The following is a 15519-nucleotide window of genomic DNA, read 5'->3' on the forward strand; positions in this document are numbered from 1 at the left end:
AGGTGAATTGATGGTGATGGACCTGGATTCTAACCTGCTTAAACAATATAGCCGTAACCTGATGTGCCCCAGTACGGGAATTAGTTACGAAGATCCTCAACCCAATACCTTTTCTTTTAATTCACCTTACGGAGCTTGTCCAAAATGCCACGGACTTGGAACTGTAGCCGAAATTGACCGGAAAAAGCTCATTCCCGACGATAAGAAAAGTATAAAAAAGGGTGGAATCGCTGCCTTGGGGGAATACAAGAACAATTGGATTTTTACCCAAATTCAGGCCATTGCCGATAAACATTCTTTTAGCCTCGATGATGCCATTTCCGATATTCCGGATGAAGGCATGGACGCTATTTTATTCGGTTCGGATGAAATGCTGAAAGTAAAGGCGGAAGACGGAAAATCAAGCTCCTTTGCCATGAGCTTTGAAGGGTTGGTGAATTTTCTGCTGCGTCAAAGCCAGGAAGCAAGCTCCAAAACAGAATTGAACTGGATTCGGGGTTTCTTAAACCGGGTAGAATGTCCGGTTTGCCTGGGCGCTCGCTTGAAAAAGGAAGCTCTCTGGTTCAAAATCGATAACCACAACATCGCCGATCTATGTCGAATGAACATTTCAGATCTTGGTAAATGGTTCGAAACAGTTGAAGATAAGTTGGACGAAAGACAGGCTCTAATATCTAAAGAAATTTTAAAAGAAATCCGCTCAAGGGTGGGTTTTCTTTTCGATGTTGGACTTACTTACCTTACCCTCGATCGAAATGCCCGAAGTCTTTCAGGTGGTGAAGCTCAACGCATCCGGTTGGCTACCCAAATCGGTTCTCAACTGGTGGGTGTGCTTTATATTCTGGACGAACCCAGCATCGGCCTCCACCAGCGTGACAATACCCGATTAATCGATGCCTTGAAAAAACTCCGCGATACCGGAAATTCGGTTTTGGTGGTGGAACATGATAAGGATATGATGATGGAGAGTGATCACCTCATTGATATTGGCCCGGGTGCCGGAATCCATGGTGGGAAAATTGTGGCCCAAGGAACACCCACCGAAGTTGCAAACGCAGGTACCATTACCGCCGATTACCTGCTTGGAAAAAAAGAAATCAAAGTACCCGTTGAACGTCGTAAAGGAAATGGTGAATTTCTGGTCTTAAAAGGTGCAAAAGGGAATAACCTCCGCAACCTTACCGTAAAGTTTCCGCTAGGCAAATTTATTTGTGTAACAGGTGTTTCAGGTAGCGGAAAGTCAAGCCTAATAAGCGAAACCTTGTACCCTGTATTGTCAAGGCATTTTTACAAAAGCGAAGATAAACCCCTTGAATACGATAAAATTGAAGGACTGGAATTCCTCGATAAATGCATTGAAATTGACCAAAGTCCAATTGGTCGAACCCCGCGTAGCAATCCGGCAACCTACACCGGCGTTATGGACGAAATCCGCAACTTGTTCGCTAATTTGCCCGAAGCAAAAATAAGAGGCTACAAACCCGGGCGTTTTTCGTTCAATGTAAAAGGTGGTCGCTGCGAAACCTGTCAGGGAGCTGGCATGAAAACCATCGAAATGAATTTTTTGCCCGATGTGTATGTGCAGTGTGAAACCTGTCAAGGCAAGCGCTACAACCGCGAAACCCTCGAAATTCGCTACAAAGGAAAAAGTATCAATGATGTGCTTAACATGGACATCGATACTGCCGTGGAGTTTTTCGAAGCCGTGCCTTACATCGTGCGAAGTATTCGGTCGTTGAAAGAGGTTGGACTGGGCTATATTACACTGGGTCAGCAAAGTACAACCTTAAGCGGTGGTGAAGCCCAGCGAATTAAATTGGCTACCGAACTTCAAAAAAGAGATACCGGAAAAACTATTTATATCCTCGATGAACCCACTACGGGTCTGCATTTCGAAGATATTCGTATCCTGCTCGAAGTGCTGAACAAGCTGGCAGATAAAGGAAATACCATTGTGGTGATTGAGCACAACATGGATATTATTAAAATGGCCGATCACATTATTGATATTGGTCCCGAAGGCGGAAAAGGTGGTGGAACCATCGTTTGCGAAGGAACTCCTGAAAAAGTAGCAAAGCTTAAAAACAGTATTACCGCCGAATATCTGAAGCGTGAATTGTAGTTTTCTTTGGAAAAAGATCGTTCGCTGCCCGAAAAATCGATATCCCCGTTATCGCCTATAGTTTGCCAACAACAGCTTGTTGCATGTTGCCATCTGTTTTGCCTGGCAAAGCTATTTGGCTCTACCGGGTTTAGCTTAATGTCTTCAACTCTTTTAATAATCGATATCGGGTAGGGTGTTTCATACTCAAATAGCTGAAAACGATTGGGTTGCCGGTTCGAAGGGCGGCTTCAAGGGTTTGCACCTTTGCTGCAGTTAATAAAAACAGATGAACCATCCTAATCTAAACCCGATAGAGGCAAATAGCTTTGCGGCTCCTGAAGCCTGGTCGAAGCTCCGGATCGGGTTTTCCTCAGGATACCCGGTAGTTGCACACCGCAAACTATAGCCGATAGCGGGGCAGAAGATAATTCGGGGTACTGAAGATTGTTTTCTAATAAAAACAGCCTTAACCACCTAGGCAAGCTCCGGAGATAATCCTATTACGGCAGTCAGCCGAATGGAAAAAGAAATTTAGGGAAATTGTATTTAAAAGAGGTACTTTCGCTCAAACCAATCACACCATACCAGTTTCAGAAAACCATGTTTGGAGGCTTTTTAAAGAATTTTTTTCCCGGTTCAAATACCGGAAAGCAAGCCTCGTTGAATCGATTTCCTTACCTTGGAAAATACGATGAAACCAGGCCCAAAGAGAAAAGAGCTTCGCTTTGCTGGGCACCGGGAACCAATATGTATTTTACCCAAAATGGAGAGGTGAAAGTGTGTTGCCATAACATGGAATTTGTTGCCGGAAAATACCCGGAACAGCGTTTAAAGGAGATTTGGAAAAGTGCTTCGGCTCAACTAATGCGAGCCGATATGAAAAACTATACCTTGGGTAAGGGCTGTGAAATTTGTAAAATGGACTTGGAATCCGGTGCTTTTGAAGAGGTGAGAGCCAGGCATTTTGATCACATTCCAATTCACCCGGAATATCCTACCCAAATGGAATTTTTGCTCACCAATACCTGTAACCTGGAATGCGTGATGTGTGTGGGTAAATTTTCGTCATCGATTCGAAAGAACGTAGAAAATTTGCCTCCGATTCCCTATGTGTATGACGATGCTTTTTTAGAAGAGTTAGAAGAGTTTATACCGTATTTAAAAGAAACTCGATTTAGTGGGTCGGGTGAAGCTTTCCTAATCGATGCCAATTATCAGATATGGGAGAAGTTGGTCAGGCTAAATCCGAATTGCAAAATTATGGTTCAAACCAATGGAACCGTGCTCAATAATCGGGTAAAGGAAATTTTAGAAAAAGGGAATTTTCACATTGGAGTAAGTCTGGATTCACTAAAAAAAGAAGTGTTTGAAGGGATTAGACCCAATGCTAAGTTTGAAAGGGTTTTAGAGCATATTGAGTTTTTTGCTGAGTACTGTAGGCAAGGAAATCGGAAATTTAATATTAGTACCTGCGTTATGCGGCAAAATTGGAAAGAAATGCCTGATTTTGTGAAGTTTAGTAATGGATTGGGCGCAGTTCAAACCTTTCATAAAGTGTGGAATCCACGAAAATTTGCTTTAAATAATTTGAGTTCTCAGGATTTGGATGCGATTTATTCCTATTTGGGACAGTACGATTTTGAAACCAATACCCACCTTCAAGCCTTGAATCGAAACCATTACCACTATTTTAAAAATGTGGTCGGTGATTGGAAATCGGAGGCAATTCGAAGAGAAAAAGAGCTGCAGCATATAAGCGATCGTGGAATAGAAAATGTAGTGAAGGAGTGGTGGGATGAAAAGAAAATGGAAGAGTTGGAAGCAGGAGTTAATACCGAGGAGGGTTTTGATGCTTTGAAAACGGTGATATACAATCGGATTCATTTTTATTTGGTTGAAAATCAAAATGATATGGAGGGAAATGTAGAACCCCGTTACCATCAGATTGTTTCTAAAATAGATAGTTTCTTGGGGTATTTGCCTTTAAAATCCTTGAAAGAAATGGCTTTAAAGGAAATGGTAAGGGTGGAAATTAAGTTTGTAGTAGATGCATTTGGCAATCATTCCACCATCGAGTTGTTAAAAATGGCCAAGGATCATCTTCATTTTTAGTTGTTTAAACTATTCTAAAACATCCATTTTACTTTAGATGAAGGTTTTAGAGTAAGCCATTCTTTGTTCGAAAAGGAAACGAATTACAATTTTTAGGTAGGGTATAATGGAAATGTAGCAAGATTGGAACTGATTGAGATGAACTCCGTACAAAGCCCGGTTTTAAACACAACCTTATCCATGGAAATTCGCAAAAAGGCCGAACAATGGCTTGGAAATGAATACGATGAACAAACTCGTGCAGCAGTAAAACAATTGCTGGAAACGGATGAAAAGGAACTGATAGATAGCTTTTATACTCAATTGGAATTTGGTACAGGTGGTTTGCGAGGGGTAATGGGAGTTGGAACCAACCGAATGAATATATATACGGTTATGATGGCCACCCAGGGATTGGCCACTTATATCAATCAGCAAGTTAAAGGAAAGGTGCCAAGGGTTGCAATTGCTTACGATAGCAGAAACAACAGTCCTTTATTTGCACGAAAGGCGGCTGAGGTATTGGCTGCAAATGGGATTGAAGCACATTTGTTTTCTGCCTTAAGGCCAACTCCATTGTTATCATTCGCTGTTCGTTATTTACAATGTCAATCGGGAATTGTGGTTACAGCTTCACATAATCCAAAGGAATACAATGGGTATAAAGTTTATTGGGAAGACGGTGGTCAAATTTTGCCACCCCACGATAAAAACATTATTTGGGAAGTAGAAAAGATACAAGGGTTTTCGGAAGTTAAAACTTCGTACAGTTCCGACTTAATAAAGGAAATAGGGGAGGAGGTTGAGCTAGCTTATTTAGAAGAGGTAAAAAAACTATCTTTATCCAAAGAGGCTGTTATTCGCCAAAACGGGTTGAAGATCGTTTACACCTCCTTGCATGGTACCGGAATTAGTTTATTACCAAAGTGTTTAGAGAATTTTGGTTTCAATAATGTACACATAGTACAAGAGCAAGCCATACCTGATGGAAATTTTCCAACGGTACATTCTCCGAATCCGGAGGAGCGGGCCGCCATGGCTATAGCAATGCAACAAGCCGATAAGCTAGGTGCTGATTTGGTTTTGGCAACTGATCCGGACAGTGATAGGGTTGGGATAGCTATACGCAACGAACAAGGTCAATTGGAATTGCTGAATGGAAACCAAACGGCTGTATTGTTGGTTAATTACCTTATTCAGAAGAACAAGGAAAATGGAAGTTTAAGATCCAATCATTTTGTAGGGAAAACCATTGTAACAACCTATATGCTGGATCGGATGGCCGAGAAAATGGGACTCAAGGTGTATAATGTTCTGACCGGGTTCAAGTATATTGCTGAATTGATAAGAAATTTAGAAGGTAAAGAAGTGTTTTTAGGTGGAGGAGAAGAGAGTTATGGCTATTTAGCCGGGGATTTTGTAAGGGATAAGGATGCCATTTTATCGGCTACCTTAATTGCCGAAATGTGTGCTTGGGCTGCAGATAATGGTAAGTCGTTGGCAACTTTACTGAAGGAATTGTACGTGGAATATGGCTTTTTTAAAGAAAGCTTGATATCGGTTACTAAGAAAGGCAAATCAGGCGTAGAGGAAATAGCAGGTTTGATGGAAAAGTTTCGTACCAATCCTCCATCCGTTTTAGGAGGTTTTAGCGTGGTTCGAATTAAGGATTTCAAAACTCAAAAAATAATTGATTTATCAGGTAATCCGGTTGGTCATACTCAATTACCAAAGAGTAATGTGTTGCAGTTTGAATTAGAAAATGGGTCGTTGGTAACCGTGAGGCCAAGTGGTACAGAACCAAAAATTAAATATTATTTCTCAGTGAATGAAAACTTGGATAATACAGCTAATTTTGCGGCTGTTGAAGGAGTTTTAAACGCTCGTCTTTCATCTTTGGAAGAAGCGATGAAATCCTTTTAATCCACCCTTTCATTTTTTGAGACCCATGCAGGAAACTATACTGATTTTAGATTTCGGATCACAATATACCCAATTGATTGCCAGGAGGGTTCGTGAGTTAAATGTGTATTGTGAAATTCATCCATACAACCATTTTCCTGAGCCGGGTCCGGAGGTTAAAGGAATCATTCTTTCAGGTAGTCCTTATTCGGTTAGGCAGGCCGATTCTCCAAGGGTAGATTTAGATAAGTTGAGAGGCCGTTTTCCGATTTTAGGAGTTTGTTATGGGGCTCAACTACTTTCCTATGTTTATGGGGGAGAGGTGATGGCTGCGGAAACCAGGGAATATGGAAGAGCTAACTTATCAATGGCATTGTCAAGCGATCGATTGTTTAATGGATTAAATGCCGGTTCCCAAGTTTGGATGAGTCATGCCGATACTATTATGAGTTTGCCATCCAATGCCTATTTCATCGCCAGTACAAGAGATGTTCGTGTGGCTGGATTTAAGTTTCAGGATGAAGAAACATACGGCATTCAATTTCACCCGGAGGTTACACATAGTACAGATGGGAAGAATTTGCTAAAGAATTTTGTTGTGGATATTTGTGGGTGCAAACAGTATTGGACTTCTGAATCGTTTATTAGCTTGACCGTAAATGAGTTAAGAGAGAAAATTGGGAACGATAAGGTTGTTTTAGGCTTGTCGGGTGGGGTTGATAGTACCGTAGCTGCAACCTTGTTGAACAAGGCAATTGGTGAAAATTTGCATTGTATTTTTGTAGATAATGGTTTGCTCAGGAAGAACGAGTTTGAGCAAGTCTTGGATCAATATAAGCATTTGAATTTAAATGTAAAAGGGGTTGATGCCAAGGATAGATTTTACAAGGAGTTAGCAGGAGTTAGCGATCCGGAGCAAAAGAGGAAAATCATTGGTAGAGTATTTATTGAGGTGTTCGATGAGGAGGCACATCAAATTCAAGATGTGAAATGGTTGGGACAGGGTACCATTTATCCGGATGTAATTGAATCAGTTTCGGTGAAGGGTCCTTCAGCTACCATTAAATCCCACCACAACGTTGGCGGACTTCCGGATTTTATGAAATTAAAAGTGGTGGAGCCTTTGCGCAGTTTGTTTAAAGATGAAGTAAGAAGGGTTGGACGAAGTTTAGGTTTGCATGAGGATTTATTGGGACGTCATCCTTTTCCTGGTCCGGGCTTAGCTATTCGGATTTTAGGTGATATTACACCGGAGAAAGTAAGGATACTACAAGAAGTTGATTCCATCTTTATTAATGGTTTAAAAGAACATGGATTGTATGATTCGGTTTGGCAGGCAGGATCCATTTTCTTGCCGGTAAATTCGGTTGGTGTTATGGGAGATGAAAGAACCTACGAGAACGCTGTTTGTCTTCGTGCTGTAAGTTCGGTGGATGGAATGACTGCTGATTGGGTTCATTTACCCTATGAGTTTTTGGCCAAAATGTCGAATGAAATAATTAACAAAGTAAAAGGTATAAACCGGGTTGTTTATGATATTAGCAGTAAACCACCGGCAACCATAGAATGGGAATAAGATGCTTACTACATTTGAATTTCTAAAGTTTAATGATCTAAGCAATACTCAGCTTTATGAATTGTTAAAGTTGCGCATAGAAGTGTTTGTAGTAGAACAAAATTGTCCCTATCAGGATTTGGATGGTAAGGACTTGAAAGAGGATACAGTTCATGTGTTAGGTTATGATGAGGAAGGGGAATTAGTAGCCTATTGTCGTATTTTAGCTCCTGGAGTTTCTTATCCTCATGCTGCTTCCATAGGTAGGGTTATTACTTCGGCAAAAGGCAGAGGTAAAGGAGTAGGCAGGGAGTTAATGAAGCAAGCGGTTCAATATTCTGAGTCTATTAAGCGCTATACATTATTGACTATTTCTGCTCAAAGTCATTTACAAGCTTTTTATGAAGAAATAGGCTTTCGAAGAACGGCAAAGAAGGAATATTTGGAAGATAATATTCCACATAGGGAAATGGAAAGAAAGTCCTAAACCTTTGGTAATGGAGGGTTTATGCCATGTACTTTGATTCGAAATTATTTCGGATTTTTTTCGTTTAGGAATTGTTCAATGCACTACTTTCGTTCAGATTTTCGAATGAGGAAATTTAGTCCCTTTTTTGCCCTTGTTTTGTGCTTTATTCTATCTGCACAAACTGCCTTTTCCCAAGTTTCTGAAGTGAAAAAATCAACAGAAATTCAGTTGGTTAATGGGAAAAAATATTTCATTCATAAAGTAGAAGAAAAGCAAACTTTGTTTGGCATAGCCAAGGCCTATGGTACCACCGTAAGTGAAGTTGCTTTTGAAAATCCGGAGGTGGTTGATGGAGGCGTAAAAGTTGGGCAACTGTTAAAAATACCGGTAGAACCTAGTTTAAAGCCATCTACGCCCGTTGCCCAGACTCCTGGTTCCGGATCGGAAGGTGTTGGAAGTCATACCGTTGTTCAAGGGGAGACTTTGTATAGTATCTCCAAACAATATGGAACAACCATTGAACTGCTCAAAGCTTTAAATCCTGAATTAGAATCCGGACTGAAGCTAGGACAAGTGATTAAAATTCCAACAGAAGAAAAGGCTGTTGGTTCCAATGGAATGGTACCGGTAGCTCCTTCTCAGCCTATTACAACTAGCCGAATTGATAAGCAAGATTTAAGTGCTCCTAGTGTAAATTTCGTTTCGTTATTACTTCCATTTTATTTGAAAGATTATGTATTTTCAGATACCATTCCATTTAAAGTTGGGGCTAATTCCGTAAACGCTCTTGATTTTTATCAAGGTGCTATGTTGGCCATTGATAGTTTAAAAGGTCGTGGTTTACATTACCACGTTTCTGTATTTGATGTGGTTTCAGATTCGGTTCAAACCAAGCAAATTTTGAAACGGAAGGAAGTCCAGCAGTCTCACTTAATTATTGGCCCTTTTTATAATTCAACCTTCGAAACCGTTGCAAAATTTGCCAAAGAGCAAAAGATACCATTGGTTTCCCCAATGATTCAAAATAGTAAAATTCTGAATGGAAACCCATTGGTTAGTAAGGTTGTTCCTAATAATTCCAGTCAAATGGAATCTATGGCCGATTACCTTTCCAAGAACTACAAAGATGCTAATTTGATATTGGTTCACAATGATCATCAAACCGATTTGAATTTGATGAATGCCTTCAAAAATAAAATGAAATTGCTACTTCCAGAAAAGAATGGATGGATGAAGGAGGTAAATTATAAATCATCAGGTTTTACTGGTATTTCCAATGTATTACTTGGTGGAAATAAGCAAAATGTGGTGGTGGTCTTTTCTTCAGATCAGGTACTTGTAAGTCAATTATTACCCAAACTGGATGGAAAAAGGGATGATTATAAACTAGTGGTTTGCGGACAGGCTATTTGGAAGAATTTCGACAACATTGAAGCGGATTTGTTTAGTAAATTAAATGTTCATTTACCACTCAATTATTTTGTTGATTACCAGGATTTAGCTGTTAAGCGATTTATATATAAATTCAGGGAAAAATATCAGTCAGAGCCAAGCCAAATGGCCTTTTTGGGTTATGATATTACGTATTATTACCTTAATGCTCTTAACAATAGAGGCCAAAATTTCCATACAACACTTTGGCAAATTCCAGGTTCAGGAATGAGCACCGGATTTGATTTCTTCAGAGATTCTTCGGAAAAGGGATTTGAAAACAAGGCATGTTCCATCGTAAAATTTGATAATAACCAATTGGTTAAAGTCAAATAATCAATGTAACTTATAGATTCCAATACTAAGGCGCCAAAAATACTCCTATCGGGCTAGGAAGTATTGGCAATTTGTCTTCAAATGGTTTTGGCATTTTTCGGGAATTAAAAAAAGGAAAAGTAAAGATAGCAATTTTGAATTAGAAAACCTAGAAGGTATCTTAATAAAAATTCCGCTAAAATTTCAGTTCTAAAATTCTTTTGATTCCATTGAGCTTAAAACCTGCAGGCAAATTTCCAAGTCCTGATCGTCCAAATCCAAATGTGTTATCATTCGAATTGTATGCGGTCCAAATTGGATAGCTCGAATTCCTTTCTCTTTCAAAAGGTCGAGAAATTTGGTTGTGGAATGTACCGGGTTTAAATCAAATATTACAATGTTTGTTTCTGCAGGAAGAACCTTGTTTACAAAGGATAATCCTTTAAGGTGTTTAGCTAGTGATTGTGCTTTTTGATGGTCCTGGTATAATCTGTCCAAATGATTGTCTAATGCAAAAATACCGGCTTGAGCCAGGTATCCGGCCTGCCTCATTCCGCCACCCCATCTTTTTCTGACTCTACGCGATTCTTTAATAAAGCTTGTACTTCCGAGGAGGACGGATCCTACCGGTGCACCTAACCCTTTGGAAAGGCAAATAGAAATACTATCAAACATCCCGGAGTAATCCAAGCTGGTTTTGTTTTGAACAAGCATGGCATTAAATAGTCTGGCTCCATCCAAATGGAATTTCAATCCTTTCTCCTTGGCCAGTGCACTAAGTTTTTCTATTTCGGTCCATTCATAGACACTTCCTCCTGCTTTATTGCAAGTGTTTTCAATACTGATAATGCTTGATCTGGTTAGCCAATCATAATCTGCCTGAATGGCTACCTTTACTTGGTCCGCAGTAATTCGGCCTCGATTTCCTTCAATCAATTTTACCTGTAAACCACTATTGGCTGCTAATCCCCCGGATTCATACTGGTAAATATGCGATTGGTGGTCACATAGTACTTCATCTCCCGGCTTTCCATGCACATGCAAAGCAATTTGGTTGCTCATTGTTCCGGAAGGAACAAATAATCCGGCTTCCATTCCAAATAAGTCAGCAACTTTCCTTTCTAACCGGTTTACCGTTGGGTCTTCTCCAAAAACATCATCGCCAACTTCGGCACCCATCATGGCCTCTAACATGGCCTTACTAGGTTTTGTAACGGTATCAGAACGTAAGTCAATTTGCTTCATTTTTTCAATTTTAAACCTGTACAAATTTGGTGATAAATACCAATCGAACTTGATAAAGGAAATAAATTTATTATTTCAGTTTTAAAGTGTCAGGAAAATTGTCTATAATTACACTTCTAAAATAATTCATTTCCTATGTCAAAAACCAGTTCTGACCATTTATTTGAATTGATAAAAGCCTTAAAGAAGCCTGAAAAAAGGTATTTCAAGGTTTATGCTTCCAGGGCACCGGGCGGGGAGTCGAATTTTTACAACCTCTTGTTCGATTCCATCGATAAGCAAAAGGAGTACAATGAACAAGCTTTAGTTAAGCAATTGTCAACGGTTATCGATCCGAAACAATTTGCTATTTCAAAAACAAGGTTGTACGACATGTTGTTGAGGAGTTTGGATGCGTTTCATAGTAATAGCAGTATTGATGCTCAGTTGAAAAAACTCCTGCATGGAGCGGAAATTCTATACAAAAAAACCTTGTATAAGCAGGCAGCTAAATTGCTAAAACAAGCAAAGAAGATGGCTTATGATTATGAAAAACATACTTCTTTGTTGGAGATATTTAAGTGGGAAAAACTCCTAATTGAAAAGGATACCTACGAAGAGGTTGATGATGCTGAGTTGCAGAGAATTTATGAAGAAGATCGATTGATTCTTAAGAAAATAGAACTGCATTCAGAGTTCTGGAATATCAAAAGTAATTTATTCCGAACCCTGAATAAAACCGGCTCAGCAAGGTCGCAAGAGGAATTGGAAAAATTTAGAAACATTATTGCCTCTCGTTTGGAAGGACATGATTCCAAATTCTTTTACTATGAAACCAGGTATTTGTATAACCATATTAACAGCGCCTTTTACTTTAGTATAGGTAACTATAAAGAGAGTTATAAATATCTTACCTCCAACCTTTCTCTAATTGAAGCTAATTTGGAAATGTTTAGCGAGGAACCCAATATTTATTTTTCCCTGCTTACAAACATTGTTTATATCGCTAGTCAATTGAAAATGTACCAGGAAGTGTTTTTCTACTTGGATAAGCTGAGAGAATTACCAAAAGAGTTTGAAAATGCAAGGAATGAGGACCTGGATGTGCGTATGTTTTATTTGCTTTACAGCACCGAATTAACCATTCATTTTATTTTGGGAAATTTTGAAAAGGCTATTGATTCAGTCCCTTTAATTGAGGCAGGATTAAAACTGTATGAGGAAAAGTTGAGTCATGTTAGAAAGGCCTTCCTTTACTATAATGTGTCCATCAATTATTTTGGTGAAGGAAAATACAATGAAGCCCTTCGTTGGATTAATAAATTGTTAGACAATGTAAGTATCGATAAAAGTCAAGCGATTTATTGTTTTGCCGAAATTCTGAATTTGGTAATTCACATTGAATTGGGAAACCAAAGTTTACTCCCTTATCAATTAAAATCAACCCATCGATATTTGAAAACTCGTAACCGTGTTTACAAGTTCGAAACTGTAATGCTAAGGTTTATTAATCGCATCGCTAATGCCTATAAACATGAGCTAGCCGCTGTTTTTTCTAAATTAAGAGATGATTTGTTGGAGTTAAATAATGATCCTTTTGAAAGAACAGCCTTTGAATATTTCGATTTTATTTCCTGGGCTGAAAGCAAGGTGGAAAAGCGCAACTTTAAAGAAATTGTCAAGGAAAAAGTAAAGGATGCCGTCTGAAGAAGCATTATCTTTGCCTCCAAACTATGGATAGCCAAAAATCAGTAGCCTTTTACACCCTTGGTTGTAAATTGAATTTTTCCGAAACATCCACCATTGCCCGACAATTGGTGAATGCCGGCTATTCCAAAGTTGATTTTGAAGAAGCAGCAGATGTTTATGTGATTAATACCTGCAGTGTAACCGATCAGGCAGACAAAAAATGTCGCGACATGGTTAAAAGAGCCCTTCGGAAAAATCCAAATGCTTTTGTTACTGTAATTGGTTGTTATGCTCAACTTAAACCCGAAGAAATTGCAGGAATTCCGGGTGTTGACTTGGTTTTGGGTGCCAATGAAAAGTTTAATATTCTTTCCTTCCTGGAAGATAGGGAAAATGCCTTGAATCGTGGAATTCATGCTTGTGAAATAAAGGAAGTAAAAGAATTCGTTCCTGCCTATTCTGCCGGAGATCGAACCAGGACCTTTCTGAAAGTTCAAGATGGCTGTGATTATTTCTGTTCATTTTGTACCATTCCTTTAGCTAGAGGTTTTAGTAGAAGTGAAACAGTTGAAAATACACTTGAAATTGCTAAAGAAGCTGCCAAAACCGGTGTTAAAGAAGTGGTTTTGACTGGAGTAAATCTGGGTGATTTTGGAAAATCAAATAACCAGAACTTTTTGCAATTAGCCAAAGAGTTAGATCATCTTGGAGGGATTGAAAGATTTAGGATTTCCTCTATTGAACCCAATCTCCTTACCGATGAAATTATCCGGTTTGTAGCACAATCGAAAAAATTTGTTCCTCATTTTCATATTCCGTTGCAATCCGGTTCAAATAAAATTTTGAAATCGATGCGGCGTCGGTATGAAAAAGAACTATACCAAAACAGAGTGCAACTAATTAAGGAAATAATGCCGAACTGCTGCATAGGCGTAGATGTAATTGTTGGATTTCCGGGTGAAACAGAAGAGGATTTCTTGGAAACCTACTCCTTTCTGAATGAATTGCCAATTAGTTACCTGCATGTGTTTACCTATTCTGAAAGAGAAAATACCACTGCATTAAGAATCCAGGAAGTTGTTCCGGTTAATATCCGTCAACAGCGAAATAAAATGCTCACTATTTTGAGCGAAAAGAAAAAAAGAGCTTTTTACGAAAGTCAATTAAATAAGCACCTGCCTGTACTTTTTGAGAACGAAAACGATCAAGGTTGGATGTATGGATTTACTCCTAATTATATAAAAGTCAAAATCCCGTTTCAACCAGAATTGGCTAATGCTATCCTTCCTGTTGAACTAGAACAACTGGATTTTGATGGTATAATGATGGGCAAACTAACCCAATTAGAACCAATTAATTAATCAATCAATTTTATTTATCTTGTATCCTACTTTATACGACGCCTTTTTAGATTTATTCGGAATTAGTATTCCATTCCTAAAACTTGTTCAAAGTTTTGGCTTTTTTGTTGCCATGGCCTTTTTAGCAGCTATGTATACCCTAACTTCCGAAATAGTTCGAAGAGAAAAGGAAGGTCGTTTATTGGGACGTATGGAAAAGGAATGGACCGGAAAACCTTTACCAATTTCAGAATACCTTCTCAGTGCCTTGATTGGGTTTGTTATAGGTCATAAATTGGTTGGAATAATCCTTAATTTTGATTTGGCAACCGCCGATACCCAAGCCTATATTCTTTCCTTACAAGGCAGTTTGGCTGGAGGAATACTCTTTGCCGCAATCGGGGTTTACCTTACCTATAAAGAAGATCCTAAGTTTTTGGGACAAACGCCTGAATTGGTAGATCGAATGGTAATGCCGCATGAGTGGGTTGGAAATATAACCATGATCGCAGTAGTAGCCGGAATTTTAGGAGCAAAAATTTTCCATAATCTGGAAAATCCTCAGGAATTTGCTGAAGACCCTATTGACGCTTTAACCAGTTTCAGTGGATTAACTTTTTATGGCGGTTTAATTTGTGCTGCTGCCGGTATTATTTATTATGCTAGAAAGAAAGGAATAAAAGTGCTGCATTTATGCGACAGTACCGCCCCCGGATTGATTCTGGCCTACGGAATCGGTCGTATCGGTTGTCAGGTAGCCGGAGATGGAGATTGGGGTATTCCGAATGATATGCCAAAACCCGAATGGATGAGTTTTTTGCCCGATTGGACTTGGGCTTACAATTATCCTAACAACGTTCATCATATTAATCTGAAAGCTGATTTTATTGGTATGGGACTTGAATCAATTTCCGGAAATGCATTTCCTACTCCTTTGTATGAAACTACTATGGCTCTCTTAATTTTTGCAGGTTTGTGGATTACTCGAAAACACTTCACTACCCCAGGCACCTTGTTTTCTGTTTACTTGATTTTTAATGGTATCGAGCGATTCCTGATAGAACAAATTAGGGTCAATGTTAAATTTGAATTCCTGGGAATGATGGTTACCCAAGCCCAATTAATTTCAACCACCCTAATTTTACTTGGTCTTTTTGGATTAGTTTGGTTAAAAAGAAATCCAACCAAATTGGCTAATTGGTAATTAGGGTAAGCCGAAAAAGTATACTAGGAGCTTATTACAATTTTTTTATACTTGGTATGCGGGCCCCCTCCGCCCAACCTGCATTTTATAAAGCCCAAAACAACCTGCACGGGCGTTCGGGTCACGCTATCGGCTGTAGTCCTCGGCCCACTTGGCTAGCGCCGCGTGCGCCTGTGGGCTACTTGCCTCTATCGT

General features: G+C 39.2%; 10 protein-coding genes. 9 read left to right on the top strand and 1 reads right to left on the bottom strand.

The annotated features are described in order from the left end of the window. The 6 genes from uvrA to K1X82_11865 all read left to right on the top strand — a co-directional run. Positions 1–2122 (top strand): excinuclease ABC subunit UvrA (gene uvrA / locus K1X82_11840; protein MBX7182794.1); only part of this gene is annotated, 2122 nt, incomplete at its 5' end. 582 nt (positions 2123–2704) lie between these two features. Beyond that, complete coding sequence (locus K1X82_11845; protein MBX7182795.1) at positions 2705–4216, top strand: radical SAM protein; 1512 nt, start codon at positions 2705–2707, stop codon at positions 4214–4216. 138 nt (positions 4217–4354) lie between these two features. Continuing rightward, complete coding sequence (locus K1X82_11850) at positions 4355–6118, top strand: phospho-sugar mutase (protein ID MBX7182796.1); 1764 nt, start codon at positions 4355–4357, stop codon at positions 6116–6118. A gap of 25 nt (positions 6119–6143) precedes the next feature. Further along, positions 6144–7673, top strand: coding sequence for a glutamine-hydrolyzing GMP synthase (gene guaA, locus K1X82_11855; protein MBX7182797.1), 1530 nt, complete (start codon positions 6144–6146; stop codon positions 7671–7673). A gap of 1 nt (position 7674) precedes the next feature. Then, the gene (locus tag K1X82_11860) at positions 7675–8139 is read left to right on the top strand and encodes a GNAT family N-acetyltransferase (protein ID MBX7182798.1); all 465 of its coding nucleotides are present in this window, start codon (positions 7675–7677) and stop codon (positions 8137–8139) included. Between the two features lie 186 nt (positions 8140–8325). Next, positions 8326–9888: a LysM peptidoglycan-binding domain-containing protein gene (locus tag K1X82_11865; protein MBX7182799.1), complete on the top strand. Its 1563-nt coding sequence runs from the start codon at positions 8326–8328 to the stop codon at positions 9886–9888. A gap of 189 nt (positions 9889–10077) precedes the next feature. On the opposite strand, the gene K1X82_11870 is transcribed toward K1X82_11865, so the two are convergent. Next, positions 10078–11112: an aminotransferase class V-fold PLP-dependent enzyme gene (locus K1X82_11870; protein ID MBX7182800.1), complete on the bottom strand. Its 1035-nt coding sequence runs from the start codon at positions 11110–11112 to the stop codon at positions 10078–10080. A gap of 135 nt (positions 11113–11247) precedes the next feature. Between K1X82_11870 and K1X82_11875 the strand changes: the two genes are divergently transcribed. Genes K1X82_11875 through K1X82_11885 form a run of 3 tightly spaced genes read left to right on the top strand, consistent with a single transcriptional unit; the run spans position 11248 to position 15324 of the window. Beyond that, positions 11248–12798, top strand: coding sequence for a hypothetical protein (locus K1X82_11875; GenBank protein MBX7182801.1), 1551 nt, complete (start codon positions 11248–11250; stop codon positions 12796–12798). A gap of 26 nt (positions 12799–12824) precedes the next feature. Then, positions 12825–14141 (top strand): tRNA (N(6)-L-threonylcarbamoyladenosine(37)-C(2))-methylthiotransferase MtaB, encoded by a 1317-nt coding sequence (gene mtaB / locus K1X82_11880; protein ID MBX7182802.1) that lies wholly within the window; start codon positions 12825–12827, stop codon positions 14139–14141. 19 nt (positions 14142–14160) lie between these two features. Beyond that, a complete protein-coding gene (locus K1X82_11885; GenBank protein MBX7182803.1) occupies positions 14161–15324 on the top strand; it encodes a prolipoprotein diacylglyceryl transferase in 1164 nt (387 codons plus the stop codon). Positions 15325–15519 lie beyond the last annotated feature (195 nt).

This window comes from Bacteroidia bacterium (assembly GCA_019695265.1).
GTDB lineage: Bacteria > Bacteroidota > Bacteroidia > JAIBAJ01 > JAIBAJ01 > JAIBAJ01.

Excerpts from the sequence above, each read along its gene's own strand:
- K1X82_11845 (MBX7182795.1), top strand. The coding sequence starts at position 2,705 with ATGTTTGGAGGCTTTTTAAAGAATTTTTTTCCCGGTTCAAATACCGGA.
- K1X82_11850 (MBX7182796.1), top strand. The coding sequence starts at position 4,355 with ATGAACTCCGTACAAAGCCCGGTTTTAAACACAACCTTATCCATGGAA.
- guaA (MBX7182797.1), top strand. The coding sequence starts at position 6,144 with ATGCAGGAAACTATACTGATTTTAGATTTCGGATCACAATATACCCAA.
- K1X82_11860 (MBX7182798.1), top strand. The coding sequence starts at position 7,675 with ATGCTTACTACATTTGAATTTCTAAAGTTTAATGATCTAAGCAATACT.
- K1X82_11870 (MBX7182800.1), bottom strand. The coding sequence starts at position 11,112 with ATGAAGCAAATTGACTTACGTTCTGATACCGTTACAAAACCTAGTAAG.
- K1X82_11875 (MBX7182801.1), top strand. The coding sequence starts at position 11,248 with ATGTCAAAAACCAGTTCTGACCATTTATTTGAATTGATAAAAGCCTTA.
- mtaB (MBX7182802.1), top strand. The coding sequence starts at position 12,825 with ATGGATAGCCAAAAATCAGTAGCCTTTTACACCCTTGGTTGTAAATTG.